Source organism: Actinoplanes sandaracinus (assembly GCF_030009775.1).
In the GTDB taxonomy this organism is placed as follows: Bacteria; Actinomycetota; Actinomycetes; order Mycobacteriales; family Micromonosporaceae; genus Actinoplanes; species Actinoplanes sandaracinus.
The window spans coordinates 68,525-83,432 of record NZ_JASCTH010000019.1; the positions used below are offsets into that span (position 1 = coordinate 68,525).

Sequence of the window (14,908 nt, forward strand, 5' to 3'; positions counted from 1 at the left end):
CAATCAAGCGGCGCTCCCCATGAGCATGTAGCCACTGCAGAGAACTCCAGACGGTCATGCCGCGTGCACCGGCAGGCTGGCGTGGACCTTCCAGAGGTCGCCGTCGCGGGCGGCGGTGAGTTCGCCGCCGAGCAGGGCGGCCCGCTCACGGATCGACCACAGGCCGGTGCCGGCGCTGAGCGCTCGGTGGTCGAGGCCGCCGGAGCCGGTCAGCGTGTTGGTGACGGTGACCGCGACCCGGTCGCCGGCCGGCCGCACGTCGACCCGCACCTCGGACCCGGGGGCGTGTTTGCCCGCGTTGGTCAGCGCCTCGCGAACGATGCCGTAGACGGTGTGCTCCACCACGACCGGGATGCCGGGAATGTCGCGGACCCGCACGTCGACCCGCAGCCCGCCGGCGGTGGCGGCGGCGGCCAGGTCGGGCAGGCGGTCGAGGCCGCCGGGCAGGGTGGGGTCCTTCGGGCCGGTGTCGTCGGCGCGCAGCAGCAGGATCATCGACCGCATCTCCTCCAGGGCGGCGAGGCTGCTGGTCCGGACGGCCTGGAGGGCGGCCCGGTCACGGTCGTTGTCGGGTGGCATGGCCAGCGCGGCGCCGGAGTGCATGGCGGTGGTCGCCAGATGGGCGGCGATGACGTCGTGCAGGTCACGGGCCATGGTGGCGCGTTCGGCGAGCACCGCTTCCCGGGCGGCGCGTTCGGCGTCGAGGACACCGAGCCGGTGCTGCTGGCGAAGGTTGGCGGCCCACCACAGGGGCACGAACAGCAGCGAGGTCATCTGCAGGCAGATGACGACGGCGACGGCGACGCGTGACTTCTCGGCGGCCAGTCCGCCGACGACGCTGGCCGTACCGATCAGGACGAAGACCGCCGTGGTGACCGCGGTCCGGGCGCGCGCGGAGGCGAACCGGCCGGCCGAGAAGAGCAGGTCGAACAGCACCAGGATGAAGGCGATGCTGCCGCCGAGCGCGAGGTCGGCGGCGAAGGCGGCGGTTCCGGCGCCGAGCGCCGCCATCGGATGACGGCGCCGGCCGAGCATGGCGAGGCAGCCGGCGGCGAGGAGCAGCGAGTGCCAGCCATCGGGCAGGCCGGGGAACAGGTCCGGAAGGGACCAGACGTCGGTGAGGCCGACGAGATTGAGCAGAACCCCGGCGCCGAACGTGCCGCCGGCGTTGGCGAGGTCCTGGAAGCGGGTGCTGGTCCGCCATCGCTCCCGCACGTTCACGTGGCCATCCCATCATGTCGATCATCACGACGGCGTCCACCGAAAGTGGTACGCCCGCGACCGCCGCACATCTTTCGGCCGACGCGCGGCAGGGGCACTTTCGGCCATGGTGACGGCATGGACGTCGCTCTTCTCGCTTCGCTCGCTGTGCTCGCGCTCATCGACTCCACCAGTTTCGGCACTCTGCTCATTCCGATCTGGCTGCTGATCCATCCGGGTCCGGTGCGTCCCGGTCGCCTTCTCATTTTTCTGGGTACGGTCTCCGCGTTCTATTTCGCCGTCGGTATGGCTGTCGCGCTCGGGGCCGGCGCCTTCCTCCCGGAGATCACGGCCTTTCTGGACACCCGTACCGCGCAGTGGGCGCAGTTGATCCTGGGGGTTGCCCTGTTCTTCTGGAGTTTCCGGATGGGCCGCAAGAGCAAGCCGGCCGAGGAGGGCCGCCTGCTCCGGTGGCGGCGGCGGGCGCTGGCCGACGAGGGTGGAGCGGGGTCGCTGGCCGGGCTGGCCCTGGCTGCCGCGGCTCTGGAGGTGACCACGATGCTGCCCTATCTCGCGGCGATCGGCCTGATCACCACGGCGGAGTTGCCGCTGGCCACGGTGACGGTGACCATGGCCGGGTACTGCCTGCTGATGATCGCTCCGGCGCTGGTGCTGCTGGCGGCGCGCCTGGCGGCGGGCAAGCGGCTGGTGCCGGCGCTGACCCGGATCAGCGAGTGGATGACCAACAGCGAGACCCTGGCCTGGGTCGTCGGCATCGTCGGTTTCCTGCTGGCCCGCGACGCCGCGGCGAGACTGGCCCTGATCGGCGGCTGACGCGAGAGCGGAGGCGCGGGCTGAGGTACCGGCTGAGGCGCGGAACAAGGCGCGGGCTGAGCGGCCGGCACGGCGGAGACCGTGCCGGCCGCTCCGGTCAGCGCGCGGCGGCGATGTTCTCGGCGGTGCGCGACGCCAGCGCCATGATGGTGATCATCGGGTTGGTGCCGGACGGGGTCGGGAACGCCGACGCGTCGCCGATCCACACGCCGGGTGTGTCGTGCAGTTCGCCGCGCGGGTCGGCGACGCTGGTGGCCGGGTCGGCGCCCATCCGGCAGCTCCCCATCTGGTGTGCGGAGAACAGGGTCATGCCGCCGGCCCGCAGCGGCACCCGCTGGGCGGCCGCGATGTAGGCGTCCAGGTCGTCGCCCTCGCTCCAGCCGCCGAGGCCGTGGGCGAGCACCCTGATCTTGCGGGCGCCGGCCGCGTGGTGCAGCCGGATCTCCGCGGCCAGGGCGCGGTGGGTGTTGCGGATGTCGAGTTCGTCGTCGAGCGAGTACCAGGCGACCGTGTCACCGGCCGCGCCGAGGGTGACCCGGCCGTGCCCACGGTCGCGGATCAGGCCGATGAACGATCCGTTGTCGCGGTAATCGGCCATCGCCTGCTTGTGTTCGGCGGCGGTGGTGAACGGCAGCGCGGACGCGCCGAGCGCGGTGGTGTACTGCACGCTCTCCATCAGGAAGCCGTGACCGTCCTCGACGTCGGCGAACTCGTTGACCAGGCCGGCCTGCGGCGGGCCCCACCAGGCCCGCATGTCGGAGCCGTAGTCGCCCATGGTGACGGTGCACGGGTGCAGTCGCAGGTACCGCCCGGCCGCGGGGCCGCCCAGGCCGGACCGCAGCAGCACACCCGGGGACTCCAGCGCGCCGGCGGCGACCACGACGACCGGGGCGCGGACCGTCACGGTCGCCGACGACGTGCCGTCCTCGCTGGTCCAGTGGCCCCGCACGCCGGCGGCGCGGCCCTGCTCGACCAGGATGCGGTCGGCGCGGCAGCCGTCGACGACGCGGGCGTCGTGGTCGGCGACCGCGGATTCCAGGTAGACCTTGACCGTGGAGCGTTTCGCGCCGGACCGGTCGCCGAAACCGAGGTGCCCGGCGATCGCGGCGTCGTGGCGTTTCTCGTCCCAGTTGCGGTGCACGGTGGCGAAGGACCAGCCCAGGGCCTCCGCGCCGCGGAACATCGCCTCGTGGACGCGGTTGAGTTCGGAGCACTGATCGGTGACCGACAGCTCCCGCCAGACGGCGTCGAGGTGACGGTCGAAGGCGGCGGTGGCGAGGTCGGTGAGGCCGTGCTCGGTGGCCCACTCCCGTCGTACCCCGTCTCTGGTCCTGAGGCAGTTGGTCCAATTGATCACCGTGCCGCCGCCGAGGCCCGCGCCGGCCATCAGCGTCAGGTTGAGGTCGCCGGTCGGGGTGGGGCCGCCACGCCAGTAGGAGGACCGGTAGGCGGCGAGTTCGAGCTGGTGGAAGTCGGCCTCGGTGCGGTAGCGGCCGGCTTCCAGGACCACGACGCGGGCGCCGGTGGCGGCGAGCCGGCCGGCGATCAGGCCGCCGCCCGCGCCGGAGCCGATCACCACGACGTCGGCTTCCAGGTCGAGGTCTCCGTGTGGCCGCAGCGGGGTGATCGGGCGTTCGCCGGCCGGCACGTCGACGGGGACCGGGCCCGGATAGCCCAACCGGTCCCAGTTCGGGTTGCGGCCGGACGCGTCGGTGATCCCGTAGGTCATCAGCAGAACCATGCTGGTCAGCGTGGCGGTCTCGGGGATGGCCCGGAGCATCTGCTCGCGCGCCGCCTGCGGCGAGGTGAGGAAGCCGTGCTCGGCGAGGGCGTCGAAGAGGCCGGCGACCGCCTGCCGCTGTTCAGCCGGCAGACCCGCGAGCAGAGCGAGCACCCCCTGGTCAGCGCCGGTGTCGGTGGCGCGGCGGGCCCAGAACCCGTCGCTGTCGCCGGGGTGGTCGATGGGAGGGACGACGGTGTCGCAGAAGAGGCGCAACACCTGCGTCTGGTCCGGAGTGAGGATGTCAGTCACTGAGCGGTCCTCCTGCTTCGGTGGAGAAGTGACCTCAATGTACGACCGTAAATGCGCTGCTAAGGGATCATGGGACGATCAAGATCTGTACGTTCGTCAAGGAGGCTACGGTGACCGAGGACCTGTCCGTCGTGCTCGAAGAGGGTGTCGCGCTGCTGGAGATGCGGCGGCCACCGGCCAACCACTTCGACGAGGCACTGATCGGGCAGATCGTCGACGTCGCGAGCGGCCTGGACCACGATCCGGCCTGCCGGGTGATCATCCTGGCGTCGGAGGGCAGGCACTTCTGCGCCGGCGCCGACTTCGGTGGCGGCGAGTTCGCACGCGACCATGTGACGGCGGCGGAGCGCCTGTACCGGCGGGCGGCGGAGTTGTTCGACGTGCGTACCCCGATCATCGCGGCCGTGCAGGGCACCGCGGTCGGCGGCGGCCTCGGGCTGGCGTGTTCAGCGGACTTCCGGGTCGCCGAGCCGTCGACCCGGTTCGTGGCCAACTTCGCCCGGCTCGGCTTTCACCAGGGCTTCGGCACGAGCGTCACGCTGCCGGAGATCGTGGGCCGGCAGGCCGCCGCGGACATGCTGCTGACCGGGCGCCGGATCGGTGGCGAGGAGGCCGCGCGGATCGGGCTGGCCGACCGTCTCGCCGAGCCGGGCCGGCTGCGCGAGGTGGCGCGACTGCTGGCCGCGGAGATCGCGGCGTCGGCGCCGCTGGCGATCCGGTCGATCCGGGCCACGCTGCGCGAGGGTCTGGCCGAGCGGGTCCGGCAGGCGCTGGATCACGAACTCGCCGAGCAGAAGATCCACTGGGCGACGAAGGACAGCGCCGAGGGCATCGCCGCCAGCCTGGAACGCCGTGCCCCGGTCTTCCAGGGCGAATAGGCGAGAGCCATCCTGGCGCCGGGCTCCCCGGCGTCAGCCGGCCGTTCTTCCGCCCTGGTCCAGCGGTTGACCGTCCAGCGGTTGACCGGTCGGCCGGCGAGCCCCGGACGAGAAGAAGTGCCGGCGGACCTGGGCGCGGCACAGGTTCACACCGATCCAGCCGACCGTGCCCAGGGTGACAAGGATGCCGACGCCCAGGATCAGGCCGAGCTGCCCAACCGCCCACACCGCCGCCAGCACGAACGCCTGCGCGAGCGCCGCGACCACCCAGGCGGACGCCCGGCCGCGCGGGAACATCTTCGCCGCCGCGGCCGACAGCAGGCCGCCGAACAGCAGGCCGCCGATCGCCGTGTACGCGTGGACGCCGCCGTTCGCCGGCAGGGTGGGCCAGAAGTTCACCACCACGAACACCACGAACAGGATCCCGACCATGTTGATCATCAGCTGGATCCAGAGCAGTGCCCGGGTCTGTTCGGCATAGGGCGGCAGCGGCGTCGAAGTCACGAACGGCGACTCTAGCGCCCGCCCGCGGGTGCTCGCCTCGGGTGGGGGCGGGCCTGGGTCAGGCCTGGTAGGCGCGGGTCTCGGTGGCCTTGACGGCGACCCAGAGCTCCCGGCCCGGCGACAGGTCGAGCTGGGCGGCGGCGGCCGGCGTGATGTCGGCCGCCACGCTGATCGGCCCGTCGAGGCGGACCCGCAGGTTGTCGCCGTGGTGCTGGACGTCGTCGAGCACCACCGGCCAGGTGTTGCGCGGGCTGCCGTCCGGCCGGTGCGCGTGCAGGGCGACGGCCGCCGGCGAGAAGGCCACGAAGGCGTCACCGTGCACAGTGTCGGTGCTGGTCAGGGTAAAGCCGCCGGGCAGCGAGACGACATGGCCGGCACCGTGGCCGCGGTACAGGTTGAGGCCGACGAGCCGCGCCACGTAATCGGTGCGCGGCCGCGCGGTGATGGTGACCGCGTCGCCTTCCTGCACCACCCGGCCCTGCTCGACGATGACGAGGCGGTCGGCGAGGACCAGGGCGTCCAGCGGATCGTGGGTGACCAGCAACGTGGCGCCGGGGTGCGCGGCCAGGTGCCGCCGCAGTTCGCCGCGGGTCTCCAGGCGGGTGCGGGCGTCCAGGGCGGCGAGCGGCTCGTCGAGCAGCAGCAGCACCGGGTCGACGGCGAGCGCGCGGGCCAGGGCGACCCGCTGCGCCTGCCCGCCGGACAGGTTACGGGGTTTGCGGCGGCCGTGGTCGGCGAGCCCGACGCGCTCCAGCCAACGGTCGGCGACGGCGTGCGCGGAACGCCGGTCCATGCCGTGCCGCCGCGGTCCGAAGGCCACGTTGTCGCGGGCGCTGAGGTGCGGGAACAGCAGGTAGTCCTGGAAGACGACGCCGATCGGGCGTTTCTCCGGCGGAACCCGGCGCAGGTCCTCACCGTCGAGCCGCAGGTGGCCGCCGGCGAGCGGGGCCAACCCGGCGAGGGCGCGCAGCGCGGTGGTCTTGCCGGCGCCGTTCGGCCCGAGCAGAGCCACCGTCTCCCCCGGCGCGATCCGCAACACGACATCCAGGTGGAAAGCGTCGCGGTTCACCACCAGGTGAGCATCGAGGAGAGCGGTCACGGCGCGGCCGTCTCGCCTGCGCCGCGGACGGCGGGCAGGAAGAAGCTCACGGCGCGGTCAGCCAGCGGTCGCGGAGCCCCGCCAGGATGGCGACCGAGACGACCAGCAGGATCAGGCTGAGCACGACCGCTCCCTCCAGATCGCCGCTCTCCATCGTCTGGTAGACGGCGAGCGGCATGGTCTGCGTGACACCCGGATAGTTCCCGGCGAAGGTTATCGTCGCCCCGAACTCGCCGAGCGCACGCGCCCAGCACAGCACCGCCCCGGCCGCGATCCCCGGCGCCACCAGCGGCAACGTCACATGCGTGAACGTCGTCCACCGGGTCGAGCCGAGGGTGGCGGCGGCCTCCTCGTAACGGCTGTCGGCGCCGCGCAGCGCCCCCTCGACCGCGATCACCAGAAACGGCAGCGCCACGAACGACTCGGCGATCACCACGCCGGCGGTGGTGAACGGCAGCGTGATCCCGAACGTCGTGTCCAGCCACTGGCCGACCAGCCCGCGCCGGCCCAGGGCGAGCAGCAGGGCGATGCCCCCGACGACCGGCGGCAGCACCAGCGGGACGGTGATCAGCGCCCGGACCAGCCGCCGGCCCGGAAACTCGACCCGGGCCAGCAGCCACGCCAGCGGCACCCCGAGCAGCAGGCACAGCACGGTCGCCAGTGACGACGTCAGCAGCGACAACCTCAGCGCCTCGACGACGCGCGGCTCGGCGAGCCGGGCCGGCAGGGTCGCCCACGGCGTGCGCGCCAGCAGGCCCACGAGCGGCAGGATCAAAAAGATCAAGCCCAGGACCGCGGGCACCAGCAGGGGTACGGGCACACGCTTGGTCATGATGGTCAGGGCGCCTGGAATCCGGCCTCGGTGAGGACCCTCACCCCGTCGGCGGAGAGCACGTAGTCGACGAACGCCCGCGCCCCACCGGGGTTCTTCGCGGTCGTGAGCACGACGATCGGGTAGTCGTTGACCGCCTTCGCCGACTCGGGGAACTCGACGGCGTCGACGGCGGCCGCGGACGCTTTCGCGTCGGTGCGGTAGACCAGAGCGGCGTCCACCTCGCCGAGTCTCACCTTGGACAGCGCCGCCTTGACGTCCTGCTCCAGCGTGACCGGGGTGACCTTGACGCCGGACGCGTCGATCGCCGTCCTGGCGGCGGCCCCGCACGGCACCGCCTCGGCGCAGAGCGCCACCTTGAGCCCGGGGCCGGTCAGGCCGGACAGCCCGGTGATGCCTTTCGGGTTGCCCTTGGCGACCGCGATGACGAGCTGGTTCCTGACGAAGGTGGCCGGTGTGCCGGCGTCGGCGACGGCCGCCATGTTCTTGGGCGACGCCGACGCGAACACGTCGGCCGGCGCGCCCTCGTTGATCTGGGTGGCCAGCGCCGAGCTGCCGGCGAAGTTGAACGTGACTTCGACGCCCGGGTGGGTGGACTCGAACCGCTTGCCGAGCGTGGTGAACGACTCGGTCAGCGACGCGGCGGCGAACACGGTGACCGGCCCGGTGACCGAGCCGCTCTTCTCAGCCGCCGCCGGGCCGGTGCCGCCCCCGCAACCGGCGAGGACGATCAGGGACGTGAGCCCGATGGTCGCGGCGATGCGGATCCTCAACTGGTCCTCCCCTTGGACGGCACGCGCTCCACGACGACCGTGGTGGATTTAATCACTGCCACGGCGACCGAGCCGACCCGCAGGTCGAGCTCGTCGACGGCCTCGCGGCTCATCAGCGACACCACGCGGAACGGTCCGCATTGAATGTCCACCTGGGCCATGACGGTGTCCTTGACGACCGCGGTCACGATGCCCCGCAGCCGGTTGCGGGCCGAGGACGCGTCGGCCCGCTCGTCGGGGTCGTTGCCCGCCGCGCGCACGAACGCGGCCAGTTCGGCCCCGTCGACCACCCGGTGCCCGGCCTCGTCCCGCCCGGCCGGCAGCCGGCCGGCGTCGATCCAGCGGCGCACCGTGTCCGCGCTGACGCCGAGCAGTTCCGCGGCCTCACCGATCCGAAACACCGTCACGCCGAGCACTCTAGCGGTTCCGCAGATGCAGCCCGGTGTGGGCTTTCTCTGTCGCACCTTCGGCTGTCTGCCTCAGTTATTCCGGGCATCTGCGGCAGCACTTCATGGCCGGCCGTCGCGGCCCGCGCCGCCACCTCGTCAGCGCTGCCGCCGACCGGTCAGGCCAGTCGGGCCGCTCGGCGCGGATGACGCCCGGCGGGTTGCGGGAGGGCGGCGGCGAGGCGGTCGGCCTGGGCGCGGATCTCCGGCACGGCGGTGGCCTCCCACAGCCGGCCCCGGCGCAGCGGGCCGACCAGCCACAGGCCGGGCCGGGCCTGGCCGTTGGTGTCGGTGTCGATGCCGAGCCGGTGCGGGCCGGTGCGGACCAGGCCGTCCGCGAGCAGATCGCTGAGGAGCGGGCCGGCCGAGCAGGGCAGCGGGCCGGGGCCGGTGCAGGTGACGACCGCCGCGTACCGCCGCGGTCGTTCGCCGTCGACCGTGACCACGAGGCCACCGCCGGGGTGCGGCTCGATCGAGGTGAGCCGGCCCGCCCGGAGCCTGAGCAGGCCCTGCTCGCGCAGGTCGGCGACGCGGGCGGCGACCGGAGGCGCCATGCGGTGCCGGTGCACCTCCCAGTGCCGCTGGCAGTGGCGCAGGAACCGGGCCTGGGCGTCCGCGTCGAGGGCCGACCACAGGCGGTCGGCCTGGGTGCGGACGTGGTCGACGACGGCGGTCCAGTCGGCGCCGGCTTCGACTGCCTCCCGTACCCGGCGGACCAGCGGCCCGAGGGACGCGGAGGCCGGCAGGCCGAGATCGACGGCGGGTGCGGGCCGGCGCGGGTGGGCCAGCGGCGGCAGACCCCGGCGCGACAGGGCCTCGACGGGTACGCGGCGCGCGCCCCGGGTGAGTGTCAGGGCGACGTCGACCGCGGTCAGGCCGGTGCCGAGCAGCAGCACCGGCTCGTCGGCCGGCACCGCTTCGAGGGCTCCGGGCGCCCACGGATCGGCGATGAAGGCGTGGTCGCGGCGGGCGGCATCGCTGACGGCGGACGGCACGCACGGCGGCGGGTTGCCGAGGGCCAGGATCACGTGATCGGCGCGGACCTCGCCGCCGGCGTCGTCGGTGACGATGTGACGGGGCCCGTCGGCGCGTACCCCGACGGCTGTGGCCCGGTGATGAGCCAGCCGTGGCCCGGCCGCGGCGGCGAACTGGTCGGCGAGGTAGTCGCCGAACCAGGCGCGGGGCAGGAAGTCGCCGGGTTCGGCCGGCCGGCCGCGGTCGCGGCACCAGCGCAGCAGGTGCTGCGGGTCACCGCTGTCGGCGCTCATCGCGGCGGCGCGGGAGTTGAGCAGGTGCCAGGGTTCGGCCGCGCCGTAGGCGACACCCCGTCCGGGACGGCTCTCGGGGGAGATCAGGACTGTCCGCCATGCGGAATCTCGCGTGATCGCGCGGGCGGCGAGCACTCCGCTGCAGCCTCCTCCCACGATCGCGACGGTGCCGAGATGGGGCCCGGTGCGGGCGGCCGTGGCGGGCTCACGCGTGAGAGTGCTGGTCACCGTGGTGCCATCGCGTTCGTTGGCCGCTTCGTGCAGTGCTCCGGCATCGCGTCCTCCCGGCGTCTGGGTCTCCCCCCAGACAACCACATAACCCGTAGGTTTTATAGGTGATGGCGGGCGTGTTACAGGGATTTCATCGGTCCAGCCCGGCGGACATTTGCCCCCGAAGGAATGCGATCGCCGGGAAATCGTTTCGCCGGCCGTTAATACATGAGTCGTTCCGCAAATAGTTGTTAACCGATGCGGTCTTTTCGCCGGAGTCCAACGTGGATATGGTGATCACCGCTTTGGAACTACGGGGGGTAATCAAAGTGCGACACATCAAACCCCCGGCCCCTCGCTGGAAGGACTTCTAGTCTTGTCTGAGACCCCGTTGTGGCTGCAGGGCCGCTCTGCCGTCATCGAGGCCGCTGACCCGTCCGAGTTCCGTCACGGCACTCCGGACTACCACCTGTCACACGTCGTGATGCCCGAGCAGCGCACCACCAACCACGCCCCCGGCTCGCTGGAGGCGATCGTCGAGTCCATCGTGCAGGTCTTCGAGATGGAGGTCTCGCACAAGAAGGACCCGGCGACCTGGGTCTCCATGGTCAGCGAGCGTTTCCGCACCAACATCAACGGTGGCGGCTGGGCGTCCGCGCAGGACATCGCCGACCAGGGCAGCTACAACGTGCTCATCGGTGACAGCCCGTTCTACCGGGTCGGCAAGGAGTCGTTCGACAGCCAGCACGACATCTTCCACGGCGCGTTCCCGAACGGCTTCTACTGGGAGGTCCTCGAGGTTCTCAGCCCGCCGCCGGTGGTCGCCTTCAAGTGGCGGCACTGGGGCGCCTTCGAGGGCGAGTACCACGGCTTCAAGCCGAACGGGAAGACCATCGAGATGTTCGGCATGAGCGTCGCCAAGGTCGACGACGACCTGAAGCTGCTCGAGGTCGAGCACTACTACGACCCGAACGCGTTCCTCGGCACGCTGACCGGCGGCTGCCCGATCGCCCACTGACGACGGGCCCCCTGCCCGGCCGGTGCCGCTGCCCCGCGGCGCCGGCCGTTCACGTTTCCGTCAGCCAGTCCACGATCTGCGCGGCGTGCGTGCCGGGCTCGTCGACCGGATGGAAGACGTGCTCGATCACGCCACCGGAGACGATCAGAGTGAGACGCCGGTAAAGGGTCATCCCGCCGGCCTCGAAGGTGGGCAGGCCCAGCGCCTCGGCGACGGTCAGCCTCGGGTCGGCCAGCATCGGGTACGGCAGGTGCAGCCGGTGCACCACCTCCCGCTGGTAGGCGCGGGACTGCGCGGACAGGCCGTACACCCGCGCCGCGCCCGCCTCCCGCAACTCGGCGTACCGGTCCCGGAAATCGCACGCCTCGACGGTGCAACCGCGGGCGCCGGGAATGGTGTCCCAGCCCTCCGGCTGGTCGACACCCGGCCGCCCGGTCAGCGGATACACGAAGATCACGGTCCGTCCCGGGCCGAGCCGGTCCAATCGTGGCCGCCGCCCGTCCGTCGCCGCCAGCGACAGCGGCGGCAGACGCTCCCCCGGCAACCCGGACGGATCCGCCGCGCTCAACCGCCGGCGCACACCCCGATGCGACGCCATCCGGGCGGTCGCCGCGGCCAGGCCGGCCCGCAGACTGTCGCGATGCTCGGCCAGCCGGGCGATCCGGTCCTCCAGATCGACGATCGCCCGCCGGTAGGCGGCCAGCGACGCCGGACACTCGTCGCCGGTGTCACCGCCGTCCGCCAGGCACTCCACGAACGCTCTGGTCTCCTCCACGGACAGCCCGAGCCCGGTCAGCGCACGGATCCTCTCGACCTGTCGCACCGCGACCGGCTCATAGACCCGGTACCCGTTCGGCTCGCGCCGCGGAACCACCAGTCCGGCCGCCTCGTAATAGCGCAACGCCCGGACCGTGGCGCCGGTCCGCCCCGCCAACTCACCCACATACACGGCGACGAGGCTAAACCCGCACCCAGGGGTACGGGTCAAGGCCTGAACTCGCCGCGCCGGTATCGCCGGCGAACCAGGAGTCGCGCCGTTCTTCACCACCGCCGCGCAGCCGCCGAACATGGCCCGGTCCACCCTCCCTGGAGCCGGCGTCACAGGCCTTATGCACCGACTGCCATCCCGGCCCGCCGCACCGGTTCAGAGGCCGGCTGACTCAGCGGCCCGGGTCGCCGGGACAGGGTTCGCGTCCGGTTCAGGGGCGCTGACCGGTGATCGGAAGCGGCGACACCCGTTTGGTGACGCCGAAGGCGAAGGTGGTCTCGATCGACGCCAGGCCCGCGATGGTGCGCAGCCGGGTGCGGACGAACGTCTCGTAGGAGGCGAACGAGCCGATCGTGACTTTCAGCAGATAATCCTGGTCGCCGGCGAGCAGGTAGGCCTCGACGATCTCGGGGATCTGCCGCATCTCGGCCTCGACCCGCTCGACCAGGTCGTAGCCGTGCGACTCCAGCGTGATCCGCACGAAGGCGGTGATCGGCAGACCGACGGCCTCCTGGTCGACGACCGCCCGGTAACCGGCGATCACCCCGGACTCCTCCAGCAGCCGCACCCGCCGCAGGCACGGTGACGGCGACAGCCCGACCCGGTCGGCGAGGTCCTGATTGCTCAGCCGCCCGTCGCGCTGCAACTCCAGCAGGATCCGCCGATCTATCTCATCCAGCCCTCTCACCTGGCAGATTCTGCCAAAGAAGGAGCGGAGAGAGCACGAATTAGCAATCGCCTGCCCCAGCGATACGCCTAACGTGCCAGTCATGGAGCGAACCAGAGGATTGGCGGCGATGGCGGTCACGGTCGTCGTGTGGGCCGGGTTCGCGCTCAGCATCCGGGGCATCGGCGCCTCCAGCCTGACCACCATGGACGCGGCGCTGATCCGTTTCACCGTGCCGGTGCTGCTGCTCGCGCCATGGATCCCCCGGACCCTGCGCCGACTGCGCGCCGAGCGGTCCGCCGTCGTCGCCGGGCTCTGCGTGGGCGCGGGGCTGCCCTACTTCCTCGTCGCCTCGTTCGGCGGCAGCCTGACCAGTGCGGCCCTGGTCGGGCTGGTGATCCCGGGGACGGTCCCGGTTTTCGTGGCGCTTCTCGCGTACAAAATCTGGGGTTTGAAGATCGGACGGCCGCAAGCCGTCGCTCTCGCGGCGATCCTCGCGGGGGTCGCTCTCGCCGGACGGCAGCCGGCCGGCGCCGGCACTCTCGTGCTTCTCCTGGCGGGCCTGATCTGGGCGGTCTACACCCTGTCGCTGCGGGTCACCGTTCTCGATCCGATCGGTACGGTCCTCGTGCTCTGCCTCCCGTCCGCGTGCCTGACCGCCGTCCTGATCATGACCGGATCGGTCCCGTCGCATCTGGCCGCCGGCGCCGCCCGCCCGGCCGACGTGGTGCTCTACCTGGTGGTGCAGGGCGTCGGCGTCGGCGTGCTGGCCGCCCTCTGCTACCCGATCGCGATCCGGTGTCTCGGCAGCCGCGCCGCCGCATCGCTGGGCGCGCTGAGCCCGGTCGTCACCGCCGTCGCCGCGGTGCCGCTGCTCGGCGAGCCGTTCACCGGAGCGGGAGCGTTCGCCCTGGTCGTCGGCGGAGTCGTCGCTTTCAATCTGCTAGCCGGAGGAACCGCACAGCATGCTCCTGACCCTGGACCCACCCAGCGCGGACCCGCTCTGGCAGCTCACCGCGGACTGCGCCCGTGACGTCCGCCCGCAGCGGCTCGATCTGATCGTCGGCGTCTACCGCGACGACACCGGCGTCTCCCCGGTGATGCAGGCGGTCCGCACCGCCGAGTTGCGGCTCGCCGAGCGGTCCGGGTCGAAGGCCTATGTCGGTCCGGCCGGCTGCGAGCGTTTCACCAGGTCGACGGCGGCGCTGCTGCTGGCCGACCCGGCGCTGGAGGCTCGCACCGAAGGCGTGCAGACGGTGGCCGGCACCGGCGCGCTGCGGCTGCTCGCCGAACTGCTCGCCGCCACCGGCCCGGACCGGACCGTGCACCTGGGCACGCCCGCCTATGTCAACCATCCGGCGATCCTGGCGGCGGCCGGCCTGCGCACCGTCACCCACCCGGTCACCCCGGACGGCTCCGCCATGCTCGCCGCCGTGCGCACGGCCCGGCCCGGTGACGTGCTGCTGATCCAGGGGTGCTGCCACAACCCGACCGGACTGAGCATGTCCGCCGCGCTCTGGGACGAACTGGCCTCGGTCATGGCCCGGCGAGGTGTCGTGCCCTTCATCGACCAGGCCTACTTCGGTCTCGGCGACGGGCTCGACGAGGACCTCGACGGGATGCGGCGGCTGCTGCGGGCCGTCCCGGACGCCGTCGTCGCGGTCAGCGCCTCCAAGGCGTGGGGCCTCTACAGCGAACGGACCGGCTGCGCCCTGATCCTCAGCGACGACGCCGCGCAACGCCGGCACGCCGCGACCCTGCTGGAGAACATCGCCCGGGCCAGTTACTCCCAGCCGCCCGCGCACGGCGCGGCGATCGTCGCGGAGATCCTCACCGATCCGGCGCTCACCGCCTGCTGGCGTGGCGAGCTCGAATCCATGCGGCTCCGGCTGGGCGTCCTCCGGGACGGGCTCGCCCGCCTCACCGGCTTCGCCGGTCTCGGCGAACAGCGGGGCATGTTCCTCAAGCTGCCGCTGGGCCCGGCGGCGATGCTGCGCTTGCGGTCCGAGCACGCGGTGTACGGGCTGCCGTCCGGCCGCATCAACCTGGCGGGCATTCCGGCGGGGCGGGTCGGCGCGGTCGCTCGGGCTTTGCGGGCGGCGCACCGGCCAACGTAACCCCACCCAGCGCCGTAGCCCAGCCGCCCTTCAAGCGCCGCA

Annotated in this window: 15 protein-coding genes; 5 read left to right on the plus strand and 10 right to left on the minus strand. The window is 72.3% G+C overall.

The window, feature by feature from the left end; all coding sequences use genetic code 11:
* Nucleotides 1-54: 54 nt before the first annotated feature.
* On the minus strand, nucleotides 55-1,221 hold the full coding sequence (locus QLQ12_RS27300; RefSeq protein ID WP_282763366.1) for a sensor histidine kinase: 1,167 nt from the start codon (nucleotides 1,219-1,221) through the stop codon (nucleotides 55-57).
* Nucleotides 1,222-1,338: 117 nt separating this feature from the next.
* Here QLQ12_RS27300 and QLQ12_RS27305 point away from each other — a divergent pair, with 117 nt between their 5' ends.
* Nucleotides 1,339-2,034: a GAP family protein gene (locus QLQ12_RS27305; protein ID WP_282763367.1), complete on the plus strand. Its 696-nt coding sequence runs from the start codon at nucleotides 1,339-1,341 to the stop codon at nucleotides 2,032-2,034.
* 97 nt (nucleotides 2,035-2,131) lie between these two features.
* On the opposite strand, the gene QLQ12_RS27310 is transcribed toward QLQ12_RS27305, so the two are convergent.
* On the minus strand, nucleotides 2,132-4,066 hold the full coding sequence (locus QLQ12_RS27310) for a GMC family oxidoreductase N-terminal domain-containing protein (protein ID WP_282763368.1): 1,935 nt from the start codon (nucleotides 4,064-4,066) through the stop codon (nucleotides 2,132-2,134).
* Nucleotides 4,067-4,176: 110 nt separating this feature from the next.
* Here QLQ12_RS27310 and QLQ12_RS27315 point away from each other — a divergent pair, with 110 nt between their 5' ends.
* Nucleotides 4,177-4,944 (plus strand): enoyl-CoA hydratase/isomerase family protein, encoded by a 768-nt coding sequence (locus QLQ12_RS27315; RefSeq protein WP_282763369.1) that lies wholly within the window; start codon nucleotides 4,177-4,179, stop codon nucleotides 4,942-4,944.
* A gap of 33 nt (nucleotides 4,945-4,977) precedes the next feature.
* Here the strand turns inward: QLQ12_RS27315 and QLQ12_RS27320 are convergent, their stop codons facing one another.
* From QLQ12_RS27320 to QLQ12_RS27345, 6 genes are all read right to left on the minus strand, one after another.
* A complete protein-coding gene (locus tag QLQ12_RS27320; RefSeq protein WP_282763370.1) occupies nucleotides 4,978-5,448 on the minus strand; it encodes a hypothetical protein in 471 nt (156 codons plus the stop codon).
* A gap of 58 nt (nucleotides 5,449-5,506) precedes the next feature.
* Nucleotides 5,507-6,547: an ABC transporter ATP-binding protein gene (locus tag QLQ12_RS27325; protein WP_282763371.1), complete on the minus strand. Its 1,041-nt coding sequence runs from the start codon at nucleotides 6,545-6,547 to the stop codon at nucleotides 5,507-5,509.
* A gap of 46 nt (nucleotides 6,548-6,593) precedes the next feature.
* The gene (locus QLQ12_RS27330; RefSeq protein WP_282763372.1) at nucleotides 6,594-7,379 is read right to left on the minus strand and encodes an ABC transporter permease; all 786 of its coding nucleotides are present in this window, start codon (nucleotides 7,377-7,379) and stop codon (nucleotides 6,594-6,596) included.
* A gap of 5 nt (nucleotides 7,380-7,384) precedes the next feature.
* On the minus strand, nucleotides 7,385-8,152 hold the full coding sequence (gene modA / locus QLQ12_RS27335) for a molybdate ABC transporter substrate-binding protein (RefSeq protein ID WP_282763373.1): 768 nt from the start codon (nucleotides 8,150-8,152) through the stop codon (nucleotides 7,385-7,387).
* Nucleotides 8,149-8,559 carry a TOBE domain-containing protein gene (locus QLQ12_RS27340; protein ID WP_282763374.1) on the minus strand — a complete coding sequence of 137 codons (411 nt, stop codon included), beginning with the start codon at nucleotides 8,557-8,559 and terminating at the stop codon, nucleotides 8,149-8,151. Before QLQ12_RS27340 ends, modA begins: the two co-directional genes overlap by 4 nt.
* 158 nt (nucleotides 8,560-8,717) lie before the next feature.
* Entirely contained in the window at nucleotides 8,718-10,094 is a 1,377-nt protein-coding gene (locus tag QLQ12_RS27345; protein WP_282763375.1) for an FAD/NAD(P)-binding protein, read from the minus strand.
* 358 nt (nucleotides 10,095-10,452) lie between these two features.
* On the opposite strand from QLQ12_RS27345, the gene QLQ12_RS27350 reads away from it, so the two are divergent.
* Entirely contained in the window at nucleotides 10,453-11,094 is a 642-nt protein-coding gene (locus QLQ12_RS27350; protein ID WP_282763376.1) for an ester cyclase, read from the plus strand.
* Nucleotides 11,095-11,143: 49 nt separating this feature from the next.
* Here the strand turns inward: QLQ12_RS27350 and QLQ12_RS27355 are convergent, their stop codons facing one another.
* Both QLQ12_RS27355 and QLQ12_RS27360 read right to left on the minus strand, forming a co-directional pair.
* Complete coding sequence (locus QLQ12_RS27355) at nucleotides 11,144-12,043, minus strand: redoxin family protein (protein WP_282763377.1); 900 nt, start codon at nucleotides 12,041-12,043, stop codon at nucleotides 11,144-11,146.
* 250 nt (nucleotides 12,044-12,293) lie between these two features.
* Complete coding sequence (locus tag QLQ12_RS27360; protein ID WP_282763378.1) at nucleotides 12,294-12,770, minus strand: Lrp/AsnC family transcriptional regulator; 477 nt, start codon at nucleotides 12,768-12,770, stop codon at nucleotides 12,294-12,296.
* 82 nt (nucleotides 12,771-12,852) lie between these two features.
* On the opposite strand from QLQ12_RS27360, the gene QLQ12_RS27365 reads away from it, so the two are divergent.
* On the plus strand, nucleotides 12,853-13,782 hold the full coding sequence (locus QLQ12_RS27365; protein WP_282763379.1) for a DMT family transporter: 930 nt from the start codon (nucleotides 12,853-12,855) through the stop codon (nucleotides 13,780-13,782).
* On the plus strand, nucleotides 13,715-14,866 hold the full coding sequence (locus tag QLQ12_RS27370; RefSeq protein WP_282763380.1) for an aminotransferase class I/II-fold pyridoxal phosphate-dependent enzyme: 1,152 nt from the start codon (nucleotides 13,715-13,717) through the stop codon (nucleotides 14,864-14,866). The genes QLQ12_RS27365 and QLQ12_RS27370 overlap by 68 nt, the downstream gene beginning before the upstream one ends.
* Nucleotides 14,867-14,908: the final 42 nt, after the last annotated feature.

What these genes read in the sequence shown, in the direction of transcription:
- QLQ12_RS27305 (WP_282763367.1), top strand. Translation starts at nt 1,339, where the DNA reads ATGGACGTCGCTCTTCTCGCTTCGCTCGCTGTGCTCGCGCTCATCGAC.
- QLQ12_RS27330 (WP_282763372.1), bottom strand. Translation starts at nt 7,379, where the DNA reads ATGACCAAGCGTGTGCCCGTACCCCTGCTGGTGCCCGCGGTCCTGGGC.
- QLQ12_RS27365 (WP_282763379.1), top strand. Translation starts at nt 12,853, where the DNA reads ATGGAGCGAACCAGAGGATTGGCGGCGATGGCGGTCACGGTCGTCGTG.
- QLQ12_RS27370 (WP_282763380.1), top strand. Translation starts at nt 13,715, where the DNA reads ATGCTCCTGACCCTGGACCCACCCAGCGCGGACCCGCTCTGGCAGCTC.